This window comes from Myroides sp. ZB35, from assembly GCF_001865835.1.
GTDB lineage: Bacteria > Bacteroidota > Bacteroidia > Flavobacteriales > Flavobacteriaceae > Flavobacterium > Flavobacterium odoratimimum.
The window spans coordinates 2,169,958-2,193,398 of the sequence record NZ_CP017769.1; the positions used below are offsets into that span (position 1 = coordinate 2,169,958).

19 protein-coding genes and 1 riboswitch are annotated in these 23,441 nt (G+C 32.8%); of the genes, 10 read left to right on the forward strand and 9 right to left on the reverse strand.

Features of this window, described 5'->3' with window-relative positions; all coding sequences use genetic code 11:
- The first annotated feature begins 131 nt into the window (after window positions 1–131).
- On the forward strand, window positions 132–1,007 hold the full coding sequence (locus BK054_RS09840) for an ABC transporter ATP-binding protein (RefSeq protein WP_006257011.1): 876 nt from the start codon (window positions 132–134) through the stop codon (window positions 1,005–1,007).
- 3 nt (window positions 1,008–1,010) lie between these two features.
- Window positions 1,011–4,694 carry a M1 family aminopeptidase gene (locus tag BK054_RS09845; protein WP_006257010.1) on the forward strand — a complete coding sequence of 1,228 codons (3,684 nt, stop codon included), beginning with the start codon at window positions 1,011–1,013 and terminating at the stop codon, window positions 4,692–4,694.
- Window positions 4,695–4,797: 103 nt separating this feature from the next.
- Here BK054_RS09845 and rplS read toward each other — a convergent pair whose 3' ends face one another.
- Together rplS and BK054_RS09855 are read right to left on the reverse strand one after the other, a co-directional pair.
- Complete coding sequence (gene rplS / locus BK054_RS09850) at window positions 4,798–5,148, reverse strand: 50S ribosomal protein L19 (protein WP_006257009.1); 351 nt, start codon at window positions 5,146–5,148, stop codon at window positions 4,798–4,800.
- Between the two features lie 154 nt (window positions 5,149–5,302).
- Window positions 5,303–6,328: a helix-turn-helix domain-containing protein gene (locus BK054_RS09855; RefSeq protein ID WP_006257008.1), complete on the reverse strand. Its 1,026-nt coding sequence runs from the start codon at window positions 6,326–6,328 to the stop codon at window positions 5,303–5,305.
- A 192-nt stretch (window positions 6,329–6,520) separates the two neighbouring features.
- On the opposite strand from BK054_RS09855, the gene BK054_RS09860 reads away from it, so the two are divergent.
- A complete protein-coding gene (locus BK054_RS09860) occupies window positions 6,521–9,022 on the forward strand; it encodes a TonB-dependent receptor (RefSeq protein ID WP_006257007.1) in 2,502 nt (833 codons plus the stop codon).
- Between the two features lie 15 nt (window positions 9,023–9,037).
- On the forward strand, window positions 9,038–10,351 hold the full coding sequence (locus BK054_RS09865; RefSeq protein ID WP_006257006.1) for a DUF4374 domain-containing protein: 1,314 nt from the start codon (window positions 9,038–9,040) through the stop codon (window positions 10,349–10,351).
- Between the two features lie 106 nt (window positions 10,352–10,457).
- Here BK054_RS09865 and trmD read toward each other — a convergent pair whose 3' ends face one another.
- Together trmD and BK054_RS09875 are read right to left on the reverse strand one after the other, a co-directional pair.
- Window positions 10,458–11,141 carry a tRNA (guanosine(37)-N1)-methyltransferase TrmD gene (gene trmD / locus BK054_RS09870; RefSeq protein ID WP_006257005.1) on the reverse strand — a complete coding sequence of 228 codons (684 nt, stop codon included), beginning with the start codon at window positions 11,139–11,141 and terminating at the stop codon, window positions 10,458–10,460.
- Window positions 11,142–11,199: 58 nt separating this feature from the next.
- The gene (locus BK054_RS09875; protein WP_006257004.1) at window positions 11,200–11,532 is read right to left on the reverse strand and encodes a DMT family transporter; all 333 of its coding nucleotides are present in this window, start codon (window positions 11,530–11,532) and stop codon (window positions 11,200–11,202) included.
- 270 nt (window positions 11,533–11,802) lie between these two features.
- On the opposite strand from BK054_RS09875, the gene BK054_RS09880 reads away from it, so the two are divergent.
- The 3 genes from BK054_RS09880 to BK054_RS09890 all read left to right on the forward strand — a co-directional run bounded on the left by BK054_RS09880 (window position 11,803) and on the right by BK054_RS09890 (window position 14,952).
- Window positions 11,803–12,960 (forward strand): MFS transporter, encoded by a 1,158-nt coding sequence (locus BK054_RS09880; protein ID WP_006257003.1) that lies wholly within the window; start codon window positions 11,803–11,805, stop codon window positions 12,958–12,960.
- Between the two features lie 59 nt (window positions 12,961–13,019).
- A complete protein-coding gene (locus BK054_RS09885) occupies window positions 13,020–13,952 on the forward strand; it encodes a peptidylprolyl isomerase (protein ID WP_006257002.1) in 933 nt (310 codons plus the stop codon).
- A 61-nt stretch (window positions 13,953–14,013) separates the two neighbouring features.
- Window positions 14,014–14,952 carry a pyridoxal-phosphate dependent enzyme gene (locus BK054_RS09890; RefSeq protein ID WP_006257001.1) on the forward strand — a complete coding sequence of 313 codons (939 nt, stop codon included), beginning with the start codon at window positions 14,014–14,016 and terminating at the stop codon, window positions 14,950–14,952.
- Window positions 14,953–14,990: 38 nt separating this feature from the next.
- Here the strand turns inward: BK054_RS09890 and BK054_RS09895 are convergent, their stop codons facing one another.
- The 5 genes from BK054_RS09895 to BK054_RS09915 form a co-directional block, all read right to left on the reverse strand.
- The gene (locus BK054_RS09895) at window positions 14,991–15,896 is read right to left on the reverse strand and encodes a DMT family transporter (protein WP_006257000.1); all 906 of its coding nucleotides are present in this window, start codon (window positions 15,894–15,896) and stop codon (window positions 14,991–14,993) included.
- A 94-nt stretch (window positions 15,897–15,990) separates the two neighbouring features.
- Window positions 15,991–17,544, reverse strand: a complete 1,554-nt coding sequence (locus tag BK054_RS09900; protein ID WP_006256999.1) for an FMN-binding glutamate synthase family protein — start codon at window positions 17,542–17,544, stop codon at window positions 15,991–15,993.
- A gap of 293 nt (window positions 17,545–17,837) precedes the next feature.
- Entirely contained in the window at window positions 17,838–19,097 is a 1,260-nt protein-coding gene (locus BK054_RS09905; RefSeq protein ID WP_006256998.1) for a chloride channel protein, read from the reverse strand.
- A gap of 31 nt (window positions 19,098–19,128) precedes the next feature.
- Window positions 19,129–19,196: riboswitch (Fluoride riboswitch) on the reverse strand.
- A 66-nt stretch (window positions 19,197–19,262) separates the two neighbouring features.
- A complete protein-coding gene (locus BK054_RS09910; RefSeq protein ID WP_006256997.1) occupies window positions 19,263–19,622 on the reverse strand; it encodes a PUR family DNA/RNA-binding protein in 360 nt (119 codons plus the stop codon).
- 76 nt (window positions 19,623–19,698) lie between these two features.
- Entirely contained in the window at window positions 19,699–21,450 is a 1,752-nt protein-coding gene (locus BK054_RS09915) for an ABC transporter ATP-binding protein (protein ID WP_006256996.1), read from the reverse strand.
- Between the two features lie 251 nt (window positions 21,451–21,701).
- Here BK054_RS09915 and nusB point away from each other — a divergent pair, with 251 nt between their 5' ends.
- From nusB to yajC, 3 genes are read left to right on the forward strand one after another with little or no spacing between them, the layout of a single operon-like run.
- Complete coding sequence (gene nusB / locus BK054_RS09920) at window positions 21,702–22,643, forward strand: transcription antitermination factor NusB (protein ID WP_006256995.1); 942 nt, start codon at window positions 21,702–21,704, stop codon at window positions 22,641–22,643.
- A 24-nt stretch (window positions 22,644–22,667) separates the two neighbouring features.
- Window positions 22,668–23,117 (forward strand): DUF1573 domain-containing protein, encoded by a 450-nt coding sequence (locus BK054_RS09925; protein WP_006256994.1) that lies wholly within the window; start codon window positions 22,668–22,670, stop codon window positions 23,115–23,117.
- Between the two features lie 20 nt (window positions 23,118–23,137).
- Window positions 23,138–23,413, forward strand: a complete 276-nt coding sequence (gene yajC, locus BK054_RS09930; RefSeq protein WP_006256993.1) for a preprotein translocase subunit YajC — start codon at window positions 23,138–23,140, stop codon at window positions 23,411–23,413.
- Window positions 23,414–23,441 lie beyond the last annotated feature (28 nt).

The following is a 23,441-nucleotide window of genomic DNA, read 5'->3' on the forward strand; positions in this document are numbered from 1 at the left end:
AGTGTGATATGCTTAGTATAATGTATGATTGTAAATTATGAATAAAAACACACTTGTTAAAAAAAGATTAAAAAATAATGTAACATAATTATACTTTTTGCTACTTATGATATAGAACCAAAAATGTGATTATGAAATTAGTTATTAAAAACTTGAACAAGACCTATAAAAATGGGGTTAAAGCAATAGATAATTTAGACTTAGAGATAGGAGCAGGGATGTTCGGTCTGTTAGGACCTAACGGAGCTGGTAAGTCATCTCTGATGCGTACCATCGCTACTCTTCAAAAACCAGATAGTGGAACAATTCACTTCGGCGATATTAATATATTAGAACAACAAAGTGAGTTCAGAAAACTGTTGGGGTACTTACCACAAGATTTCGGTGTATATCCTAATATGTCAGCAGTAGATCTATTAGATTATTTCGCTCGATTAAAAGGGATATCAAAAGCTGCTGAAAGAAAGGAAATAGTAACGAAAGTATTAGAAGTAACGAATCTTTATGAAGTTCGTCGTAAAAGTGTGAGTGGATATTCAGGAGGTATGAAACAACGCTTTGGGATTGCTCAGTTGTTATTAAATGATCCTAAGTTAATTATAGTAGACGAACCTACAGCTGGACTAGATCCTGCAGAGAGACACCGCTTCTTAAATGTACTTAGAGAGATCGGTAATAATAATACAGTGATATTCTCGACCCATATCGTAGATGATGTAAATGAGCTATGTCATGAGATGGCTATTCTAAATGGAGGAAATCTATTAGAAAGAAGTACACCTAAGCAAGCTGAACAGAAATTGGAAGGTAAGATCTGGACTAGAGAAACTACTCGTGAAGTAGCAGAAGAACTGAATAAGGAGCTTATGATACTGTCTGGAAAATATAATCAAGATAATAAGCTAAACATTAGAGTGTATTCAGAGGATTCGCTTACAGAAGCAGGTTTTGTATCAGTACAGCCAAGTTTAGAAGATGTTTATTTTGTGGCACTTAAAAACGGATAAACGATGTTTGGAACTATTTTTTCATTTGAAATAAAACGCTGGTTAAAGAATTGGGTATTTTATCTATACCTAGTGTTATTCTTTTTGCTAGGTTTTTTAAGTATGGCTAGTGCCGTTGGAGTTTTTGATGTAGTGAAAGTAACGTCTAGTTCTCTAATGAAGTTTAATTCACCTTATGTATTGGCTAATTTTATAGAAGGTTTTAATAATTTACTTTATTTCTTATTTCCTTCTATTATCGGGGCTTCTATTTATAGAGATTTTCGTTATGAAGTACATCATATTCTATTCTCGTATCCTTTTTCTAAAAGAGAATATTTAGCAGGAAAATTCTTAAGTTCATTTTTAGTAACCTTATTCATTAGTTTAACGATAGGTATTGGTATATTTCTTGCGACATTACTACCGTGGGCTAATCCTAATTTATTAGGAGAGAATGTGCTTTGGAGTTATGTACAGGTGTATTTATTGACTATTATTCCTAATATGTTATTCTTTGGTAGTATTGTATTTGTTGTAGTGACAATGTCTAGAAGCGTGTATATCGGTTTTGTCTCTATGGTTATATTATTGATTATACAAGGGGTATTAGGGGGCTTAGGAAAAGATATGGATAATAAAGAGTTAGTCGCTTTATTAGATCCATCAGGAAGTTCGGCTTTAAGATATTATACTGAATACTGGACAGTGGATGAGATAAACAATAATAATCTTCCTATAGAAAAGTGGTATCTATTAAATAGAGGAATTTGGTTAGCGGTATCTTTATTGTTCTTAGGGGGGCTTGCAAAGTTCTTTACGTTTACACAGCAAGCATTTACTTTTAGTAGAAAGTCTAAGAAATCAGAACGCGTGACGAAGAATAATTTCGGAGGAATAGTACGTATTGAATTACCTAAGGTTAGCTATAACTTTTCATTAGGAACACAGTGGAGTAATATATTTAGTTTCGCTAAAGGAGAGATAAAATATTTAGCTAAGAATAAAGTGTTTATGATCCTTGTGGGATTAGGTGTTTTAATGATGTTGTTAGTCTCTTCTTCAGCGACTTCCTTATATGGGACTACAGTATATCCAGTTACTCGCTTGATGTTAGGAATACCAGGATCTACATTTCAGTTGGTCATCATCATTATTACTTTCTTAGGAGCAGGGTTATTAGTACATAGAGGAAAGTTGTCAAGAATGGACTTATTAATAGATGCTACTCCAACTCCTAACTATGTATTCTTCTTTTCTAAGTTTATAAGTTTAATAGTAGTACAGTTATTCTTGTTATTAGTTATTATGATAGGAGGGATTATTGTACAAATACACAATGGTTATTACAACTTTGAGATAGGACTTTATTTTAAAGAGTTAATAGGAATAAGTTGGATATGGTATATGATTTGGGCAGGTTTAGCTATTGCGGTTCAAACTTATTTTAGAAACTATCTAGTAGGATTCTTTGTTTTATTTGTGTTCTTCTTATTTGGAGGACAATTGTCAAAGTTAGGTATTGAGCAACGTATCTTCTTTTTTAATAAACTACCAGGAACACCCTATTCTGATATGAATGGTTTTGGTTCTAACCTAAGTAGATATTATATCTATGCTCTTTATTGGGTAATGTTTATTACTTCATTAAGTGGATTGACATTATTGTTCTGGAGAAGAGGTATAGTGAATAATTTGAAAGAGAGATTATACTTTGCTAGAAAAAGAGCTAACAAAGGTATAGTAAGCGTTATTGTACTTTTTGGTATAGGATTCTTTAGTTTAGGTGGATATCTGTACTATGAAAATACTGTATTAAATAAGTATACTTCAGACAAAGAAAATGAGCTATTAGGGGTAGAGTACGAAAAGATTTATAAGAAATATGAGAATATGACTCTTCCGCGTATTATAGATATAAAAGTAGATTTTGATTTATATCCAGCACAAGGGGACTTTTTAGCAAAAGGACAGTATGTACTAGAGAACAAGAATGAGAAAGCAGTAGATAGCCTTTATGTAAACTATGTTAAAAGATATATTAATGTCATCACTGTTGATGGAGCAAAAGAAGTATTAAATGATACTGTAATTGGTATTAGATTATACAAATTAACTAAGCCTTTAGCTCATGGAGAAAAATTGGTATTTAAGTTTGAAGTAAAGAATAAAGAAAATACCGCTATTCGCAGTAATTCCTCTGTACTAGAGAATGGTACATTCATTAATAATGGTGAGTTGTTTCCTTCTTTTGGGTACATAAGTCGATTTGAGTTATCTGATGATGAGGTGCGTAAAAAGTATGGTCTAAAACCAAAAGAGCGCATGGCTGAGCAAACAGATAAGAAAGCATTACAAAATACATATATAAGTTCTGACTCAGATTGGGTAACATTTGAAACTACTGTAAGTACATCAGCAGATCAAATAGCGATAGCTCCTGGATACCTACAGAAAGAGTGGACAGAAGGGGATAGACGCTATTTCCATTATAAAATGGATCAGAAAATGCTGAATTTCTATGCTTATAATTCTGCTAGATATGAAGTGAAGCGCGATAAATGGAATGATATTAATATAGAGATATATTACCATAAAGGGCATGAATATAATATCGATCGCATGGTAAATGGGGTGAAGAAGTCCCTAGCATATTATGAGAAAGAATTTAGCCCATACCAACATAAACAAGTTCGTATTATTGAATTTCCTAGTTCAATGGGAGCTTTTGGACAGTCATTTGCGAATACAATACCCTTCTCAGAAGCTATTGGATTTATTGCTAAAGTAGATGAAGAAGCCGATAATAAGGTAGATTATCCATTCGCGGTAACTTCACATGAGGTAGCACACCAATGGTGGGGGCATCAAGTGATAGGGGCTAATGTCCAAGGTGCAACGATGTTGTCTGAGAGTTTAGCTGAATATAGTTCTTTAAAAGTATTAGAAGCAGAATATGGAAAAGGACAGATGCGTAAGTTCTTGAAAGAAGCATTAGATAGATACTTAGGAGGACGTAGTGGTGAGAGTAAAAAAGAAAAAGCATTGATGTATAATGAGAATCAACAGTATATCCATTATCAAAAGGGCTCTTTAGTATTCTATACGATGAGTGATTATCTGGGAGATAAGCAGCTTAATGATGTTTTAAAAGGATATATTAAAAAGGTAGCTTTTCAAGATGCTCCTTATACTACTGCATCTGAGTTAGTAGCGGATATTAAAGAGGCAACTCCAGACTCATTGAAGTACCTAGTTAAGGATATGTTTGAGACAATTACTTTATATGACAATTATATAGATAAAGCAGAAGTAAAAAAGTTAGACAATGGTAAGTATGAAGTGAAAATTAAAGCTATCGTAAGTAAATATAGAGCTGATGATAAAGGAGAAAAGAGCTATACGGATGCAACGACTAAAGCTGGTTCTGATCTGAATACACGTGTCTACAAATCGGATAAAGGAGTAGAAATTAAATCACTTCCATTAGCAGATTATATAGAAATAGGGATTTTTGCACAAGAAGATGTGAAAGAAAAGTCTAAAAACAGTAAAGAGAAAGTCTTATATCTGAAAAAAGTAAAAGTATCAGATATTATGAATGATTTTACTATTATAGTAGATGAGAAGCCAACAGAGGTTGGTATCGATCCATATAATAAGTTAATCGATACAAGATCTTATGATAATAGAAAAGGTGTAAATTAATATATAGGGAAGGGATTTAATTATCTCTTCCCTTTTTTTTTGACATAAAAAAAAGAGACTGTACATTGTACAATCTCTTTTTTTATAACTCTTAGAAAGTTGATTATCTTCTTCTTTCTTTGATTTTTGCTTTTTTACCAGTAAGCTCTCTGAAGTAGAAGATACGAGCTCTACGTACTTTACCTCTTTGATTAACTTCGATTTTTTCTAAAGCTGGCATGTTGATTGGGAAGATACGCTCTACACCTACGTTACCTGACATTTTACGGATAGTAAAAGTTTCAGTAGTACCTTGTCCTCTTCTTTGGATAACTACACCTTTAAAGAACTGAGTTCTTTTTTTGTCACCCTCTTTAATTTCGTAGTAAACAGTGATAGTATCTCCTGCGTTGAATTGAGGAAAATCTTTTTTTGCAACTAATTCGTCTTGAACGAATTTCATTAAATCTGCCATTGTAATAATGTATAAAAGTTATTTTTCAGAACAACATACACGGACCTCGCCAGAGGTTGGTCTAAAATCGAGTGCAAATATAAAAAATAAAACAGAATAATAACTAATTATTTTAAGTAAAAGCATAGTTGTTATTCTATTGATTTCTATTTCGTTATAATATAAATGTGCCTAATGTAAGAAGCTCTAGAGCTTCAAGTTTCTCTATAATGAATAAAGGTAATAAGTATATAGTGTGTGTGCTGTTATTATTTATGTTTTTAACTTTTTTTACATCACTAGGAGGATAACCATAAAATTTTTTAAAAACTGTACTAAAATGATTCTGTGATTTATAACCTAGATCTTCTGCTAGCTCCGAAATTGTAATATCTGAATTTTGTAATCGTTCTTTTGCTTTATTCATCTTGTGCTCATTTAGATACCCAAATACTGTTGAGCCAAAGAGTTCTTTAAAATACTTTTTCAATTTAAATTCATTTGTACCTACTTTTTTAGCAAGAGTTGATAGAGTATATGGATGTTTAATATTTTGAGTCAATAGTTTTCTAGCAGAGTGCATTCTTTCAATGTCTATATTGGATATATAAGATTTTGATTGGTCTTGATTGATGTATTCTAATTGTAGAAACAGTAACTCTATTATTTTATTTTCTAAATAAACTTGTTTGAATGAACCATCTCTTTGACAGGAGCATATATCCGTGATTACGGATTTCATTTCTGGAGAGATGATTTTGTTCTTTTTTATTAAATCGTCTAGTTTTAAAGTGCTAGGTAGTTCTTCAGCTTCAAAATCTATTAATAAATCTTGTTTTAGTTTTATTATAATCTCTTTAGGTATTAAAATGGAAATATAGCGAGTTTCTTGTTTTGAGGAATCTATTTTAAGCATATAGTTCTCTTTATTTACTTTTCTTATTAGATGATGAGAAAGTTGTTGTTCACCTTCAAGTAAGAACAGCATTAAAATACCTTTAGAGTTTGGAGATAGAGAAATGGTGATGGGGCTATTCAACATAAACTCATAGTAAGTTATAAAGTAACGCCCTACTTTTTGAGTTTTTTCTAGAAAGTAATCACCATCATTAACTGTGTACTCTATAATTGATTCTCCTTCTGTTTTCTTTGTTGTTTGTTGACCGCTTATTTTGTCTATATAGTTAGTAGTTAGTTGCATATAATAGAATGAAATTAAGATTGTAAATATAGATATTAATTAGATTTAATAAAAATAATCCTTGATGTGTATTTAATTATCCTTTTTTGAAAGATAAAAGGCTTAATGCTTAAAGTAATTTTGCATTACAGAATTAATAAGTGGTATACCTCTTATTAAAAATGGTTTTTATTAAAAAAAATATATTGAAAGGTGTTTAGAATCATTAGTATAAAAAAATATTGGGGTACAAAAAAGAGTGAAAAAGAAGTGCTAGGTAGTTATAGAAATAATACTTGGAGTAAATATGTTATTTATATTTTAATGCTACTTATACCTATGTTCATGGTTGCTCAAAAAGGAGTTTTATCAGGAGTAATAAAACTAAAAGATGGGAGACCTATAGCATATGCCGTTGTTAGCTTAGATAAAGGAAACTTGTATAGTGAGACAAATGATGAAGGAGAGTTCTCTATTCAAAATGTTGATTATGGTCAATATGTATTAGATGTGAAATCTATGGAAATAGTTGATTTTAAAGTAAAAATTGACTTTAAAGATTCTAAAAGTAATTTATTGGTTACAGTAGAAGAATCTAAAGGACACAATCTAGAAGAAATGCTTATTTCAGTCAAAACAGAGAAACGAGATCTTGAAACTAAAGGTTTTGCAGTGAGTGTTATAGAAATGAAAGAAGCATCTCTGATGTCTTTGCAAACGAATGAAATACTTGATAGAACTGCAGGAGTTAAAATAAGACAAGATGGAGGGTTAGGTTCTAGAGTAAATTATAATTTAAATGGTTTGTCTGGAAACGCGGTGAGGGTATTTATAGATGGAGTACCAGCAAGTAATTATGGTAGTTCATTTTCATTGAACAGTATTCCTCCAGCTTTGATAGAGCGTATAGAAGTATATAAGGGTGTAGTGCCTACTTATTTATCACAAGACGCTTTAGGAGGAGCTATCAATGTAGTATTAAAACAGAAAATGACTAATACTTTGAGTGCTAGTGGCTCTTTTGGCTCTTTTAATACACACCAGTATAATGTCAATGGAGGATATCGAAATGATAAAAATGGACTGACTGTTAGAGCTAATGCATTTTATAATTATAGTGATAATGATTATAAAGTCTATGGAGATCATATTAGGTATGTGGATTATCAAGGAAATGTAAGTTATCCAAAGAATGGAGCTAGGCGTTTTCACGATGGTTATAAATCTTATGGAACTAAAGTAGATGTAGGTTTCACAGATGTGAAATGGGCGGATAAATTTTTTATTGGAGGCATTGTTTCTGGAAATAGAAAAGAGATTCAGCATGGTATTACTATGGAGAATGTATACGGGGATAGAAATACTAAGAGAGAATCTTATGTAGCAACACTTAATTACGAAAAAAAGGATTTATTAGTAAAAGGATTAGAGGTAAAGCTAGATTTATCTTATAGTGATTTAACTAGACAAGTTATCGATACAGTTGGTAATATGTACGATTGGAGTGGAAATGTAATAAGAGATCCTTTAGGGAAACCACTGAAATATACAAGTGGTGCAGAAGTAGCGTCTCAAAAAACACTAGAAAAGAACAAAGATGAATCTTGGGTTGTTCGTGCAAATGTAGGGTATGAATTTATAACTAATCATAAGCTGAGTGTTAACTATTTCTATAACAGTTTTGAAAGAGGAATAACTGATGTTTTGCAACCAGTAGCTGTTATGAGATTAGTTAATACAAGAGATTTGACTAAGGATATACTCTCGTTTAGCTATGAGAATAAACTTTTTGACAATAGGCTTCAAACCAATTTATTTTATAAACTATATCATCAGAAGGCAGTCTCTAATGAACCTTATAAAGATACGAATAAGCCATTAGTTGGTGATTTATATAAGACTAAGAAAATAAATAATAGTATTGATCATAATGGAGTGGGGGTAAGTGTGTCTTACAAATTGTTAGAACCATTTTACTTATTAGGTTCTGCAGAAAAGGCAATTCGCTTGCCAGAAGAATCTGAGCTTTTTGGAAGTAATGCAGATAATCTATTGCCTTCATTTAGCCTTGATCCTGAGAAAAGCACAAACTATAATATAGGGTTTATAGCAGGGCCATTTAACTTTAAAGATCATTCAATGAGCTTAAATGCTACTTACTTTTATCGAAATGTAAAAGGAATGATTAGGGAGAGTATTGACTCAAAAGGAATCTTTACTAGGTATGAAAATTTAGATGATGTATTAAGTAGAGGTTTTGATATAGAGTTAAACTATTCTTTTAGACAACGTTTAGCGTTCAATCTAGCACTATCTAAGTTTGATGTATTATTTAATAAGCAATTTGATAAAGATGGCAATCCATATTTATACTACAAAACGCAGATAAGAAATGAGCCTTCATTTAAACTAAATGCTAATCTGAGTTATAAGTTTAATAATGTTTTATCGAAAGGAGATTTCTTTTCTGTGAATTACAATGTTTACTATGTAAAGAAATTTTTGAGGAACTGGTCTAATGTAGGAGGAACTAATTTAGATGAAATACCTTCTCAATATCCTAATGACATTGGAGTGATATATCAGTTCTCTAATAAAAAAGCAACAGTAAGTTTTGATATGAAGAATATTTTTAATCAAAGGATATATGACAATTTTGGTTTGCAGAAACCAGGAAGAGCTTTTTATGGAAAAGTAACTTATTCAATTTTTTAATATATAATAAATACTATGAAACGTAAATTTTTTAAAAGCACATTATTATTTGCAGGGCTAGCATTAATGACAATAGGATGTTCATCTGATGATAATTCTAACCCAGATACAGGAGAGGAATTTAAAGGTAAGCAATTTCAATTAGCTTATGCTAGTGGATCGGGATCACAGTCAGCTACTTATTTACAAGGGGTAGATAAACTAACGGAAGGAGAAATAAGTTTTAGTAAAAAAGGATTCCAAATGCCTTCATCCCGAACTTCTCGAATATATGTATCAAAAGATGGAAAGTATGTATATAATTTAAATTATACTGTGGGAGATTTACGAAAATATGAACATAAAGGTGGACAAAATTACACTCAAGTAGGTCATATTGAATCTGCTCCTGTATTAGGGACAAAAACAGGTAGATTTACTAAAATTAATGAAGATATGGGGTCTGTTCATTATATAACTGCAGCGCCTCAACATGCCGGAGAAAATGGAGAAGGTGCTTATTTAGGGCATAAAATTACTGCAAGTATTGCTCTTATAGATTTAAATAAATGGTCATTTTTGCCAGGAGCACAAAAAGAAATTAATGTTAAACTTAGTGACGAATTTACTAAAAAAGGATATTACATAAGTAGGATTGATTCGCCTGTATTAGTTGATAATAAACTTTATTATGGTGCTGCTGTTAGCCTTTATGATCCAAGTACTGGAAAAAGAAAACCTACAGATAAAACTTTTACTTTAGTTGTTGATAAAAATAATTTGTCTAAAACGGATGTAATCACAACAGAGCATGTTGTAGGAAGTACTAACGGATATCGTACACCAACTTTATATGTAAATAACCAAAAAGAAGTTCTTCAAATGGTAAATGGAACTGATAAGACATATATTGCAAAAATTAAAGATGGTAAATATGATACTACATTTAAATTCGATTTAGGTAGTGCCTTAGGTGGAAAGAAAGTTTCTAGTAATGGATGGTTTTATATAGGAGATGGTATAGGTTATATGCCTTATGAGAAACTTGATGCACCAGAGATCGAAATGGGAGTGGATCCTAATGGTAAACCAACAACTACTCATGCATGGGGATTAGCACGTATAGACTTAAATAATAAAACTGCGGTGGATTTAGAAGTGCCAGCTAACTTATGGTTGACACAATATCAGACATCAGTTGTAAGAGGAGGAAAGTTCTATATTGCTTTAGCACCTGTTTCAGGAAAAGGAAATGTTTACATTTATGATATTAAGTCAACAGCTAAAAAAGGACAATTAGGAGCAACAATAACAACTGGAGTAGATCAGTATTATATAGGTGTATATTAGGATAGAAAAGAATAAAATGTAAATCATTTTATCAATGAAAATAGGGATAATCAGTATGTGATTTATCCCTATTTTTATTAAGTATTTTAAGAAGTGGAGAGATAATTTAGTCTTCTCTCTCTAATAAATCTGGTCTTCTTGTCTTTGTGTGTTCATAAGCCATATCTTCTCTCCACTTATCTATAGCAGCGAAGTTTCCACTTAGTAACACATCTGGAACTTTCCATCCCTTATATTCAGATGGTCTAGTGTATATAGGAGGGGCTAATAAGTTATCTTGAAAGCTATCAGTCAATGCTGAAGTTTCATTAGAAAGTACTCCTGGGATAAGACGGATAATAGCATCGCATAAAATAGCTGCCCCTAGCTCTCCACCAGATAAGACATAATCTCCTATAGAGATTTCCTTTGTGATGAAATGGTCACGTACACGTTGGTCTACTCCTTTATAGTGTCCACATAGAATGATAATGTTTTTAAGCATAGACATTCCATTGGCCATTTGTTGATTTAAGGTTTCGCCATCAGGAGTCATATAGATTATTTCATCATATTCTCTCTCGGCTTTTAATGCAGTAATACATTTATCTATCGGCTCTACACTCATAACCATTCCTGCTCCACCACCGAATTGGTAGTCATCTACATTCTTATGCTTATTAGTACTATAATCACGTAAGTTGTGAAAATGTACTTCTACTAGTCCCTTCTCTATTGCTCTTTTTAGGATAGAAGCTTGAAAAGGGCTCTCTATTAATTCTGGTAAAACGGAAATAATGTCTATGCGCATAATTACTTTTGATATTTTGGCAAATGTACAATTGTATTCTGTAACCTACAAAATTGTATTAGTGGGCTTGGCTTTTTGAAAAAAGCTGAATGATTAAGACTCCTGTAATTATAAATGCAATTCCTATTAAAGCAGCAGTATCGAGTTTTTGTTTGTATAAAAAGTAAGCCGCTATAGTGACCAACACAATTCCAATCCCTGACCATAAAGCATATGCAATTCCAATAGGTATAGCACGTAAGGTCAAACTCAATAAATAAAAAGCACCTACATAACCAAGTAAAGTTATAGTGGTAGGAACAAGTTTAGTAAATCCTTCACTAGCTTTAAGAGTAGTTGTAGCTATAGTCTCTAAGAGTATAGCAAGAAGTAAGAATAGTATATTCTTCATTTTTTAATGCAAAAGTAGCTTTTTATTAGGTCTATTAAAATTGTGTAAGGCAAAATACTTTATGATATATGATTTGAAAATTACTTTCTTAGAAGTAATGGATATAGATTATTGAAGCTAATAATGAATATTAGAAAAGAAGTTATTTGATAGTTATGAATTTAAATTAAAGAGATAGGCTATTGTAGTACTTCTAATTTTACTGTAATTATTATAATTTCTTATGTTATCTTAAGATTTCTACATCTGAATTAGTTTAAATTTGTATCTATGAGTTTATCAAAATCAAATGTGCTATTTATGGCAGCGATTACAGGTTTAATCGTTGCTAATTTATATTATTGTCAACCATTAATTCCTTTGATATCAGAAGAGTTTGGTGTGTCTGAAGCTTCAGCAGGAACACTTACCTATCTGACTCAGGCAGGGTATGCTGTAGGGATGTTTTTAATGATTCCTTTAGGAGACATGCTCGAAAGGAAAAAACAAATTATTATAACAACAATATTTGCTACTATTGCTTTAGCCCTAACTGCAATTGTACAAAATTTCTTTTTATTACAGATTATTAGCTTTGTCTTAGGAGCGACTTCTATTGTCCCTCAGTTAGTCTTGCCATTAGCTGCTAGTTTATCTTCTGATGAGCAACGCGGAAAAGTAATCGGAACAGTAGTGAGTGGATTACTTATAGGGATATTGTTTTCTAGAACGCTTAGTGGCTTTGTAGGTGTATGGTTAGGATGGCGAGGTATGTTTTGGATAGCTACTATAGTAAGTATTATTATCGTAATCATGATTCAAATTAGACTACCCTATAATAAACCTACCTTTAATGGAAAGGTCAAAGACTTATATAAATCTCTTTTTGTCTTAATAAAAGAACAACCTGTATTAAGGGACTCAACAGGAGTAACAGCTTTAGCTTTTGCTCAGTTTGGAACTTTTTGGACTACGATGGTATTACTTTTACACAATGAACCTTTCGGATATGACTCTGCTGTAATTGGGGCGTTCGGATTGATAGGTGCATGTGGTGCTTTTGCAGCTCCTTTAGTAGGAAAAATAGGGGGAGCAGGAGGAGCTAGAAAGTTGATACTATATGGCATATTCATGACATTCATAAGTTTTGTAATATTTTATTTTTCAAGTGCTTCAGTGATAGGGCTTATTATAGGTATTATTTTGATAGACTTAGGATTACAGACTATACATGTATCTAATCAAACGCGTATTTATTCTCTTTTACCTGAAGCTCGCAATAGATTAAATACTGTCTATATGTCATTTAGTTTCCTTGGAACTGCTTTTGGCTCGGCTTTTGGACTATATTTGTGGAAGTTTTTTGGATGGAGTGGAGTATGTATAGGAGGTATGTGTTTAGCATTATTATCTCTAGTAGTATATCTTGCTGCAAATAAGAAATCATAAAAGAAAGAATTAGTCTTAAGACTAAGTGAAGTAATTCAAAAACGATAAAAATTAGAACAATGGAAAACGGTATTTACGCTAAGTTCAACACATCAAAAGGAGCAATATTAGTAAAGCTTACAGAAGAATTAACACCTGGTACAGTTGGTAACTTCGTAGCTTTAGCAGAAGGTAATTTAGAAAATAGTGCACGTCCACAAGGAAAACCATACTATGACGGTCTTAAGTTTCACAGAGTTATTCCTGACTTTATGATCCAAGGAGGTTGTCCATTAGGTCAAGGTTCTGGAGGTCCAGGTTATAAATTTGATGATGAGTTCCACCCAGCTTTAAGACATGATGGTCCTGGTGTATTATCTATGGCTAATGCAGGTCCAGGTACTAACGGGTCTCAATTCTTTATTACGCATGTTGCTACACCTTGGTTAGATGGTAAACATACTGTTTTTGGTAAAGTTGTTGAAGGACAAGATATTGTAGATGCAGTAGCACAAGGAGATATTTTAGAGTCTGTAGAGATTGTAAGAGTAGGAGAGACTGCTGAGAAATGGAATGCTATTGAAGCTTTCAGAACTTTTGAAGGAGCTAGAGAGAAAAGAGAAGCTGAAGCTAAAAAAGCTGCTTTAGTAGAAGTAGAGAAATTATCTGCTGGTTTTGAAGAAACTCCAAGCGGATTAAGATATCAAATGATTGTTAAAGGTACAGGTAAGAAAGCAGAGAAAGGTAAAACTGTTTCTGTACACTACAAAGGTGCTTTAGCAAATGGACAAGAGTTTGATAGTTCTTATAAAAGAAAAAAACCTATTGAATTCCCATTAGGACAAGGTTATGTAATCGAAGGATGGGACGAAGGAATTGCTTTATTAAACGTTGGTGATAAAGCTAGATTCGTTATCCCTTCTTATTTAGGATATGGAGAAGCTGGTGCAGGTGGGGTTATTCCTCCAAATGCAACTTTAGTATTTGACGTAGAGTTAATGGACGTAAAATAATAAGTTATATAAAAACTCTCAACTTACAGTTGGGAGTTTTTTGTTTAAATGATTACATTTTATGAAAGAGGATTTCTTAGCTTGTTTAGAACGTATTCGACCATATGCACGTTATACTCCAATTATGGAGTCTGGTCAAATAGAAAACTTTTTAGGTAACGATTTGTACTTTAAGTGTGAGAATTTTCAACGTGCAGGTGCATTTAAGATGAGAGGTGCAGCCAATGCTATTCTTCAGTTGACAGAAGATCAGAGAGCAAAGGGAGTGATCACTCACTCTTCTGGTAATTTTGCGCAGGCTTTAGCTCTTGCTGCTAAATATCTTGGAGTGAAATGTTATATCGTAATGCCAAAAGATGCTCCTGATGTTAAGCGTAATGCAGTAATGGCTTATGGAGGAGAGATTATAGACTGCATTGCTACATTAGAGTCTAGAGAACGTATTTGCAATCAAGTGATAGAGGACACAGGAGCAACATTTATACATGCATCTAATAATATAGATGTTATTATGGGGCAAGGTACTGCCGCTATGGAATTGTTAGAAGCGTACCCTGACCTAGATGTTATTATCACTCCAGTAGGTGGAGGAGGCTTAATTGCAGGCACTGCATTAGCAGCAAAAGCTTTTGGTAAGGATACTATTGAAGTAATAGGAGGTGAACCTTTAGAAGCAGATGATGCCTATCGTTCTTTAATGAGTGGGCAGATTGAGTGTAATGAGACTACAGATACTATAGCTGATGGTTTGCGTACCCAATTAGGGGATATTACTTTTCCTATTATCAAAGACCATGTATCTAAAATTATACGTGTACGAGAAAATGAAATTATTAGTTCGATGCGATTGATATGGGAACGTATGAAGATTGTTGTAGAACCAAGTAGTGCTGTTGCTTTAGCAGTATTGATAAAAGAAAGACCTTCTTTTGCAGGAAAGAAAGTAGGGATTATTCTTTCTGGAGGTAATGTTGATTTGAATAATTTACCTTTTGAATAGATTATTACAAAAGGGTGTCAAACTAATGACACCCTTTTTTATATCGGTTTCTTTTTTAGTACAGGCAGTTTTATTTCTTTTCTACCGAAGTAAAGTCCAGCTACGATTAGTATACCTCCTAATATCTGTAAGAACCCTAATACTTCATCATCTAATAATCCCCAACAGAAAGCTACTAAAGGCATTAGTAGAGATACAGACGAGGCAAAACTAGCATTGGTCTCATGGATAAGTTTATAGTAATAGATATTAGCTAATGCACTACCAAATAAAGCCAATAAGAAGACAAAACCAAGTCCTTTCAATGCTTCAGGATGTTCACCGATAGTTTGAAAGAAGCCTGATGATGTTAATACAATTAAGGCAGGTATAAGTAAGACTAGTTCTATAAATGCTGTCCAGACAATAGGAGGAATATTACCCATGTATTTCTGAGTTAATAATCCACTATAAGCATACATTAAGGAAGCGATTACTAATAATAAATGATAGAACCACTCATCCGATACAAGACCTGTAGATTCAGGAGACTGTAATAATAAAATGACTCCAATAAAAGAGAGGATAACTCCTGTGACTTCTCCAAGGTGAGTTTTGTACTTAAAGAATAAAACACCTAATACAATTACGAATATCGACATTAAGGCATTTAATATTCCGGCTATAGAACTATCTAGGTGTACTTCTGCTATTGGGAATAAAAACATAGGAATAAAGCTTCCTACTAGAGCAGTAAGAAATAACCAGTGAAATGTTTTCTTAGGTAACTTTTTAATATGCTTTAGAGAAATAGGCAATAAGAATAAACCTGCAAAAGTAATTCTAAGTGCACCTACTTGTATAGGAGTAAAATATTCTAAACCTCGTTTGATAAGGATGAAAGACGATCCCCATATTAAGGAAAGGATAATGAGTGTTACCCAGTGTTTTGGTTTAAGTTTCAAGGCGTTTATTATTATGTTGTTTTGATAGGGCTAATATAAAAAAAGACCACAATAACTTTGTGGTCTTTTATATAAACGAAGCTTAGTCAGCTTATTATTTTACTTTTCTAGTATCTAAGTTACCGAAGTACATTTCTTGGAAACTTTTAATCACTCCGTGATCGATACGTTTGTAGAATGTTTTAGGATTAACTTCTTGAGTATTCTCATATCCACAAGCACTGATGAACTCTCCTAAAGCTTTCATTGTGTTTTTATGGAAGTTAGCAACACGCATTCTCTTATCTGTTACATCTAATCCTTTGTATAATGTCTCATCTTGAGTTGCAATACCTACTGGACAGTGACCACTATCACATTGTAAAGCTTGGATACATCCTAAAGCGAACATCATACCACGAGCACTATAACAAGCATCTGCACCTAAAGCCATTGTTTTAGCAATGTCAAAAGCAGAAATGATACGTCCTGATGCTAGTATTTTTATTTTATCTCTTAATCCGTTTTCGATTAATGTTTTATTAGCGAATACTAAAGCATCATTTAATGCCATACCCATGTAGTCAATAAACTCTAATGGCGCAGCTCCTGTTCCTCCTTCAGCCCCATCGATAGTGATAAAGTCAGGGTGAATACCAGTTTCTACCATTGCAGCTACGATATCTAAGAACTCATCTTTCTTACCAATACAGATTTTAAAACCAATTGGTTTACCATTTGATAGTTTTCTTAATCTAGCGATGAAGTGAACTAATTCAGTAGGGTTAGAGAAAGCTGTGTGTCCTGATGGAGAGTGTACTGTAGTGTGAGGAGTAATACTACGGATTTTAGAAATCTCTAGTGTATTTTTCTCAGCAGGTAAAAGACCTCCGTGACCAGGTTTAGCTCCTTGAGATAGTTTTAACTCAATCATTTTTACCTCTGGGTAGTTAGAACGCTCTTCGAATAAAGTATCGTCAAAGAAACCTTTTTCATTACGACATCCAAAGTATCCAGTACCGATTTGCCAAATTAAATCTCCTCCAGAACGGTGGTATTGACTAATACCTCCTTCTCCTGTATTGTGTGCAAAACCACCTATCTTAGCTCCTTCATTAAGAGCAGTAATAGCTTTTTTACTTAATGCACCATAACTCATCGCACTAATGTTGTAAACACTTGCACTATAAGGTTGGCTACATAAGTCGCTACCGATAGTAGTTCTAAAGTTTGTATCTGATATATGTTTAGGGTATACTGAGTGAGAAGCCCATTCGTAACCGATACGGTTAGGGTCATCTTGCATACCGAAAGAAACAGTTTGTTTCTCGTTTTTTGCTCTTTGATAAACAATAGAACGCTCACGTCTATTGAATGGTTTACCGTCTAATTCTCCTTCCCAAAAGTACTGACGCATCTCTGGTCTGATTGATTCAAACATATATCTGAATCGTGCAAAAATTGGGTAGTTTTTACGAATTGTATGTTTGTTTTGTATTTTGTCGATTATAGCAAGTGTTGCAAGAAAACCTGAAATAACGATATTTACTATACTAGCAGTTGATTGGTATAATACAAATGAAGTAATTGCGTAAATAAGGTAAAGGAAAACGACAGCCATCGTTAATTGTCCAAATGTAAACCGATTTAAAAATTTTTTGTGAAACATAAAATAGAATTTTAATGCAATCTTTTGTTGTTTAGTTTGTAATAGAATTAGCGTTTATTTTGTTATTCTTTTTCATAAGTTATTTTATGAAGATTGCCCTAATTTCTTAGTCTCAAATCAATCAATACCTTATGAAATTTACGAAGCAAAGGTAGCAAAGATTTTGAATTTACCTCGTTTTTGTAATTATAATTTTGTGAATATAAAGCCTTGAAAATATCATATTGATAATTTAATACTAAATTACTAGTAGTACTTTGAAAATATGCTATTTATCCTTTGATTATATACGCTTATTTCAATTTTAGATCTATTATCTTGTTCTTGTTTTTGAACTGTTCACTATATATACTTTGTTTCCCTGATGTAAAATAGGCTACAAAGCATACTACCGCTAGTAATATAGCATATTCTATGCCAAAAAGTTCTATGCCCATAAATGTACAAGCAAGCGGCGTTTTAGTAGCTCCAGCGAAAACAGCTACAAAACCTAATGCAGCCATTAGGCTTATTGGTAATCCTACATAAAGAGAGAGGTAACTACCTAGTGTCGCCCCTATAAAGAATAGAGGTGTAACTTCACCTCCTTTAAAGCCTGCCCCTAAGATTAATGTGGTGAAGACTATTTTTAGTATAAATACTTCCCAGTTCATTTGTATAGTGAAGGAGTCTACGATAGTTGGAACACCTAGTCCTAAGTAGCTTTCATTACCTATCGTATGGATTAAGAGTATAAAGAGTAGCGCTCCTATAAAAGGTCTTAGGGGAGGGTAGGTGATAGTTGTGGTAAATAGCTTTCCCCATTTTTGTAAAAACAGGATGAATAGATAAGCTGTTAGACCAAATACTACTCCTATTACTCCACATTTCAGTAACGTAGTTATAGTATGTGAGATAGGTATATCTACAGTGTATATGGTATGATGTATTCCCCAAGCGATACAAGTGTAATGACTTATATAAGCTGTCAGAATAACAGGTAATAGACTATTAAGTTTAAAATTTCTTAGGAGCATTAATTCGAATGCAAAGAAAATACCTGCTATTGGAGTTCCAAACACAGAGGCAAATCCAGCACTAACTCCCATCAGAAGAATAGTCTTTCTAGCTTCAGCACCTAGATGTAAGTATTTATTAAGTTGATCTGCTATAGTACCTCCCATTTGTACAGCAGTACCTTCACGACCAGCAGATCCTCCAAATAGATGAGTAACCCAAGTTCCTAATAGAACTAAAGGGAACATTCTAAATGGTATTGTCTTAGAAGGAGTGTGGTATTCTGATATGATTAGGTTATTCCCTTGATTAGCTTCTTTGCCATAGTAGTGATATAATAATCCTATTAAAAAACCACCAAGAGGTAAAACATATAATAAGTAAGTATGAGAGATTCTTAACTCTGTTACTTCTTCTAAGATATAAAGGAATAGGGCAGATATGCTACCTATTATTGTCCCAGAAAGGAGAATAGCAATGAACCATCTTATCAGTAGAGAAAAAGAAATATTTTTTGGATTAAAAGCTTGTTTAAAGCTTGAGAAATTTAAATGCATAGTCTATCATTCAGTTTTACGTTAGTATACTATTATGTTAGACATCATCAGCATTCTATAGAGAAGCGGTTCGAGGCAGACATCATTGCCTATGATTTATAAGTCAAAGGTATAAAAAAAGTCCGAGTTGAATAACTCGAACCTATTTTATTTTGTGTGTTTCTATTAAATATCGTCAAAACTAACATCAGTAAATGAACTTACCTCATTCTCTGACTGATATTCTTTTTTGAAATCTTTTTGATGTCTCTCAGAAATAACTTCTTCTCCCTTGTGATCTACTACGAATTGAGTCATCTCATCTAATATCTCTCTAAAAGCACCGAAATCCTCTTTGTATAAATAGATTTTGTGTTTTTTAAAGTGAAAAGATCCATCTTCTTCCGTGAACTTTTTACTCTCAGTAATTGTTATGTAATAGTCATCTGCCTTTGTAGATCTAACATCAAAGAAATAAGTTCTTCTACCCGCTCTTAGTACTTTTGAAAAAATTTCTTCTTTTTCTAACATTTCGTTATCTCTCATAATTCCTTCTTATCAATTAATTGATTTGTTCATATAGCATTCAAAAGTCTAAAAAAAAACTTAATAAACCAACTATTTATAATAATTCTTTTTCATTTAATTGTTTTTGGTATAACTCTCTATAGTATCCTTCAGTATGAATAAGTTCGTTGTGTGTACCCTGTTCTACGATTTGACCGTGGTCTAGTACGATTATTTGGTCTGCATTCTTAGCAGAAGAAACTCTGTGTGTGACAATTAGTGTCGTGATTTCTTTGCTGTGTTCTTCTAGATTTTGCAATATTTTCTCTTCAGTTTCTGTATCTACAGCAGATAATGCATCGTCTAAAATTAGAATAGGAGCATCCTTTATCAGTGCTCTAGCGATAGAAACACGTTGTTTCTGACCTCCGGATAGCGTAAGCCCTCTTTCTCCTAGCGTAGTGTTATATCCCTCATTGAATTGAGTGATATTATCGTGTACAACAGCCTTTTTAGCTACTTCGATGATTTCTTCTTCAGTAGCATCTTCTTTACCAAATCTAATATTGTTACTGATGGTATCAGAGAATAAGAAAGCATCTTGAGGTACTACAGCGATACTGTTTCTCAGATCCTTTAGATTACAGTCTTTGATAGGTGTGTTATCTATATAGATATTTCCGCTAGTGACATCGTACATTCTACTGATTAGCGTAAGTAGAGTAGACTTACCAGACCCCGTTTTACCTAATATAGCAAGTGTCTTTCCTTTTTCTAAAGTAAAAGAGACGTCTTTTAGAGCCTGTATACCTGTATCTTCATAAGTGTATGACACTTTGTCAAAGGTGATATTCCCTTCTACGTTAGTTGGGTTAGGATTCGTATTGTATATCTCAGGTTGTTCGTTTAAGAATTCATTGATACGCTTCTGAGAAGCTTCTGCTTCTTGGATCATTGAAGATACCCAGCCAATAGAAGCAATAGGCCATGTCAGCATATTAATGTACAGGATAAACTGAGCGATAATACCGATGTCTGGTATACTACCATTGAAGAACATTAAGGCTCCGACAGCGATCACTACTAAGTTACTTAACCCGATTAAGAAGATCATCAGAGGAGCTATTAAAGCACTAGACTTCGCTAAGTTTAAGTACTTGTCTTTACTCTCTTGTGTTAGTGTTCTAAACTCGTCTTGCTTTTCTTGTTCTATAGAATAAGCTTTGATTACTCTTATTCCAGAGAACATCTCTTGTGAGAAAGTAGTTAGTTTAGATAGATTAGCTTGGAAGATAGAACTTCTCTCATTGATCTGTTTACTTAATTTGTAGATAAAATATCCTAGCAATGGAAGTGGTACTAACGAATACAGGGTTAACTGTGGAGAGATTAAGTACATCTGTGTCAGTACTACAGCAAAACGGATTAATGTATTGATAGAGTACATTACAGCAGGTCCCACATACTGTCTTACCTTACCGACATCTTCACTGATGCGGTTCATTAAGTCTCCAGTTCTATTTCTTTTATAGAAACTCTGAGATAGCACCTCATAATGTTTAAAGACATCATTCTTTAAGTCAAACTCGATATGACGTGACATCACGATCAGTGTTTGTCTCATTAAGAAGGTTAGGAATCCTGCTATTAATGTAGTGATTAGTATCCACAGAATATTATTTAGTAGGATAGAGGTCACTTCCTCTTTGTCGAAGACAGTCATCTGTTCTAATGTACGGATAGAGTCCCCGACTAGTTTAGGGGTGTATAATGTAAATATCTGTGCTACTATAGTAATAATAACACCTATTAAGAAACGATATTTATATTTATAGAAATACTTATTTAATTGACTTAATGCGCTCATACTTGGGATAAATGCTATATAGAAGCATTTTTAATAATTGATAAAACTAGGCAAAAAAAGCTTGTCTAGCTTTGCAAAGATAAAGGATTATTAGAGATCCTAAATTTTAGAGTTTTAAATAAATTATTAAAATTCAAGTTAAATTATATAGTTCTATTAAATTTCTGATTTGATTAAAAGTATATTTTTATACCTTTGCCCTCGTTATACAAACAACATATAATTTATTTTTTTTAAAGTTCTTAAGTAGCATGTTAAACAGAAGACACATTCGTATAAAGGTTATGCAAACGCTTTATGCAATGCAACAAAGTAATTCTGAACAAATTCAGTCAGGAGAAAAGTTTCTAATCAATAGTATAGAGAATATACAAGACCTATACTTATTAATGATTACTACCTTAGTAGAGATTAGAAAAAAAGAAGTCGAGTATATCTCCTTAGCACAAAAAAAACATTTAGCTACTGCCGCAGAACGAAACCCAAGCAAGCGTTTTATCGAGAACAGAGTTCTAGACCTATTAGAAAGCTCTACTTCTATATCGAATAAGATAGAGGAGAAGAAGATAACTACATGGCAAGTACACGATAACTATATCCAAATGTTATTGGACGAAGTGAAAGAGAGTACTTTCTTTAAAGCTTATATGGCTAAGAGTGAAGTAACTTTTGAAGACGATCGTCAGTTCGTATGTGACATCTTTACAGAAGTTATCGCTCCTAATGAGAAAATCTATGAGTTCTTAGAAGATAGTAAGTTAACTTGGTTAGACGATATTCCTGTGGTGAATACCATGATCCAAAAACAACTTCGCAAGTTAAAAGAAAGAGATGTACAGTTCATCGTACCTAAGGTTTATAAAGATTCTGAAGACCAAGAGTTTGCAGTTAATCTTTATAGAAAGACGATTTTGAACTTTGCAGAGTTAACAAAAGAGTTTGAAGATAAAACACCTAATTGGGACCCTGAGCGTATTGCAGAATTAGACACGATTATCTTGAGAATGGCTATCTGTGAATTCTTAAAATTCAGCTCTATTCCAGTAAAAGTGACAATTAATGAATATTTAGAGATTGCAAAAGAGTATTCTACAGCAAAAAGTAGTATTTTTATCAATGGAGTATTAGATAATATTTCTAAAGTTTATAACGAGGAGAATAGACTTAATAAAATCGGTAAAGGATTGCTATAACCTTTCTAAACTAAGTAAAGAACTATGAGAAAAATTTTATTATTAACATTAGGGTTAGCTTTTACAGTAGTTTCTTGTAAAGAGAACAATGCTGCTTCTAGCTTGATTGACAGAGAGAATGCAGCTAAAGTAGAAGGTACTAGAACTAATGGAGAGTATCCTGAGATTGTTTTTGACAGAACAGTACATGATTTCGGTAATATTGCAAATAATGAATCTGTAACTACTGAGATCGAATTAAAGAATACAGGTAAGGCTGATTTAGTTATTATTAATGCTACAGCATCTTGTGGATGTACAGTTCCAGAATATCAAAAAACACCTATTAAGCCAGGAGAAACTTCAAAATTAACTGTTAAGTTTCAAACAGGGGCAGAAGGACAACAACAAAAAACAGTAACTTTGGTTACGAATACAAAAAAAGGAAATGAGACACTTACGATTAAAGCTAACGTAGGTCTTCGTAGTAATTAATAATCTATAAATAATACCAAATGGAAAATTTACAACAATTTTTACCTATAGTTTTAATGTTTGTGGTAATCTATTTCTTAATGATTCGCCCACAACAAAAGAAAATGAAACAAGAGAAAGCTTATGAAGCTAGTATTAAAGTAGGTGATCGTATTGTTACTAAGTCTGGAATTCACGGTAGAATCAATGAGTTACACGAAACTACAGTAATTATCGAGACGATGGCTGGTAAGCTACAAATGGAGCGCTCTGCGATCTCTATGGAAATGAGTCAAAAATTAAATGAGAAGAAGTAATTCTCATTGCACTATAAAAAAAGCGTTA

What these genes read in the sequence shown, in the direction of transcription:
- BK054_RS09840 (WP_006257011.1), top strand. Translation starts at nt 132, where the DNA reads ATGAAATTAGTTATTAAAAACTTGAACAAGACCTATAAAAATGGGGTT.
- BK054_RS09845 (WP_006257010.1), top strand. Translation starts at nt 1,011, where the DNA reads ATGTTTGGAACTATTTTTTCATTTGAAATAAAACGCTGGTTAAAGAAT.
- rplS (WP_006257009.1), bottom strand. Translation starts at nt 5,148, where the DNA reads ATGGCAGATTTAATGAAATTCGTTCAAGACGAATTAGTTGCAAAAAAA.
- BK054_RS09855 (WP_006257008.1), bottom strand. Translation starts at nt 6,328, where the DNA reads ATGCAACTAACTACTAACTATATAGACAAAATAAGCGGTCAACAAACA.
- BK054_RS09865 (WP_006257006.1), top strand. Translation starts at nt 9,038, where the DNA reads ATGAAACGTAAATTTTTTAAAAGCACATTATTATTTGCAGGGCTAGCA.
- trmD (WP_006257005.1), bottom strand. Translation starts at nt 11,141, where the DNA reads ATGCGCATAGACATTATTTCCGTTTTACCAGAATTAATAGAGAGCCCT.
- BK054_RS09875 (WP_006257004.1), bottom strand. Translation starts at nt 11,532, where the DNA reads ATGAAGAATATACTATTCTTACTTCTTGCTATACTCTTAGAGACTATA.
- BK054_RS09880 (WP_006257003.1), top strand. Translation starts at nt 11,803, where the DNA reads ATGAGTTTATCAAAATCAAATGTGCTATTTATGGCAGCGATTACAGGT.
- BK054_RS09885 (WP_006257002.1), top strand. Translation starts at nt 13,020, where the DNA reads ATGGAAAACGGTATTTACGCTAAGTTCAACACATCAAAAGGAGCAATA.
- BK054_RS09890 (WP_006257001.1), top strand. Translation starts at nt 14,014, where the DNA reads ATGAAAGAGGATTTCTTAGCTTGTTTAGAACGTATTCGACCATATGCA.
- BK054_RS09900 (WP_006256999.1), bottom strand. Translation starts at nt 17,544, where the DNA reads ATGTTTCACAAAAAATTTTTAAATCGGTTTACATTTGGACAATTAACG.
- BK054_RS09905 (WP_006256998.1), bottom strand. Translation starts at nt 19,097, where the DNA reads ATGCATTTAAATTTCTCAAGCTTTAAACAAGCTTTTAATCCAAAAAAT.
- BK054_RS09910 (WP_006256997.1), bottom strand. Translation starts at nt 19,622, where the DNA reads ATGAGAGATAACGAAATGTTAGAAAAAGAAGAAATTTTTTCAAAAGTA.
- BK054_RS09915 (WP_006256996.1), bottom strand. Translation starts at nt 21,450, where the DNA reads ATGAGCGCATTAAGTCAATTAAATAAGTATTTCTATAAATATAAATAT.
- nusB (WP_006256995.1), top strand. Translation starts at nt 21,702, where the DNA reads ATGTTAAACAGAAGACACATTCGTATAAAGGTTATGCAAACGCTTTAT.
- BK054_RS09925 (WP_006256994.1), top strand. Translation starts at nt 22,668, where the DNA reads ATGAGAAAAATTTTATTATTAACATTAGGGTTAGCTTTTACAGTAGTT.
- yajC (WP_006256993.1), top strand. Translation starts at nt 23,138, where the DNA reads ATGGAAAATTTACAACAATTTTTACCTATAGTTTTAATGTTTGTGGTA.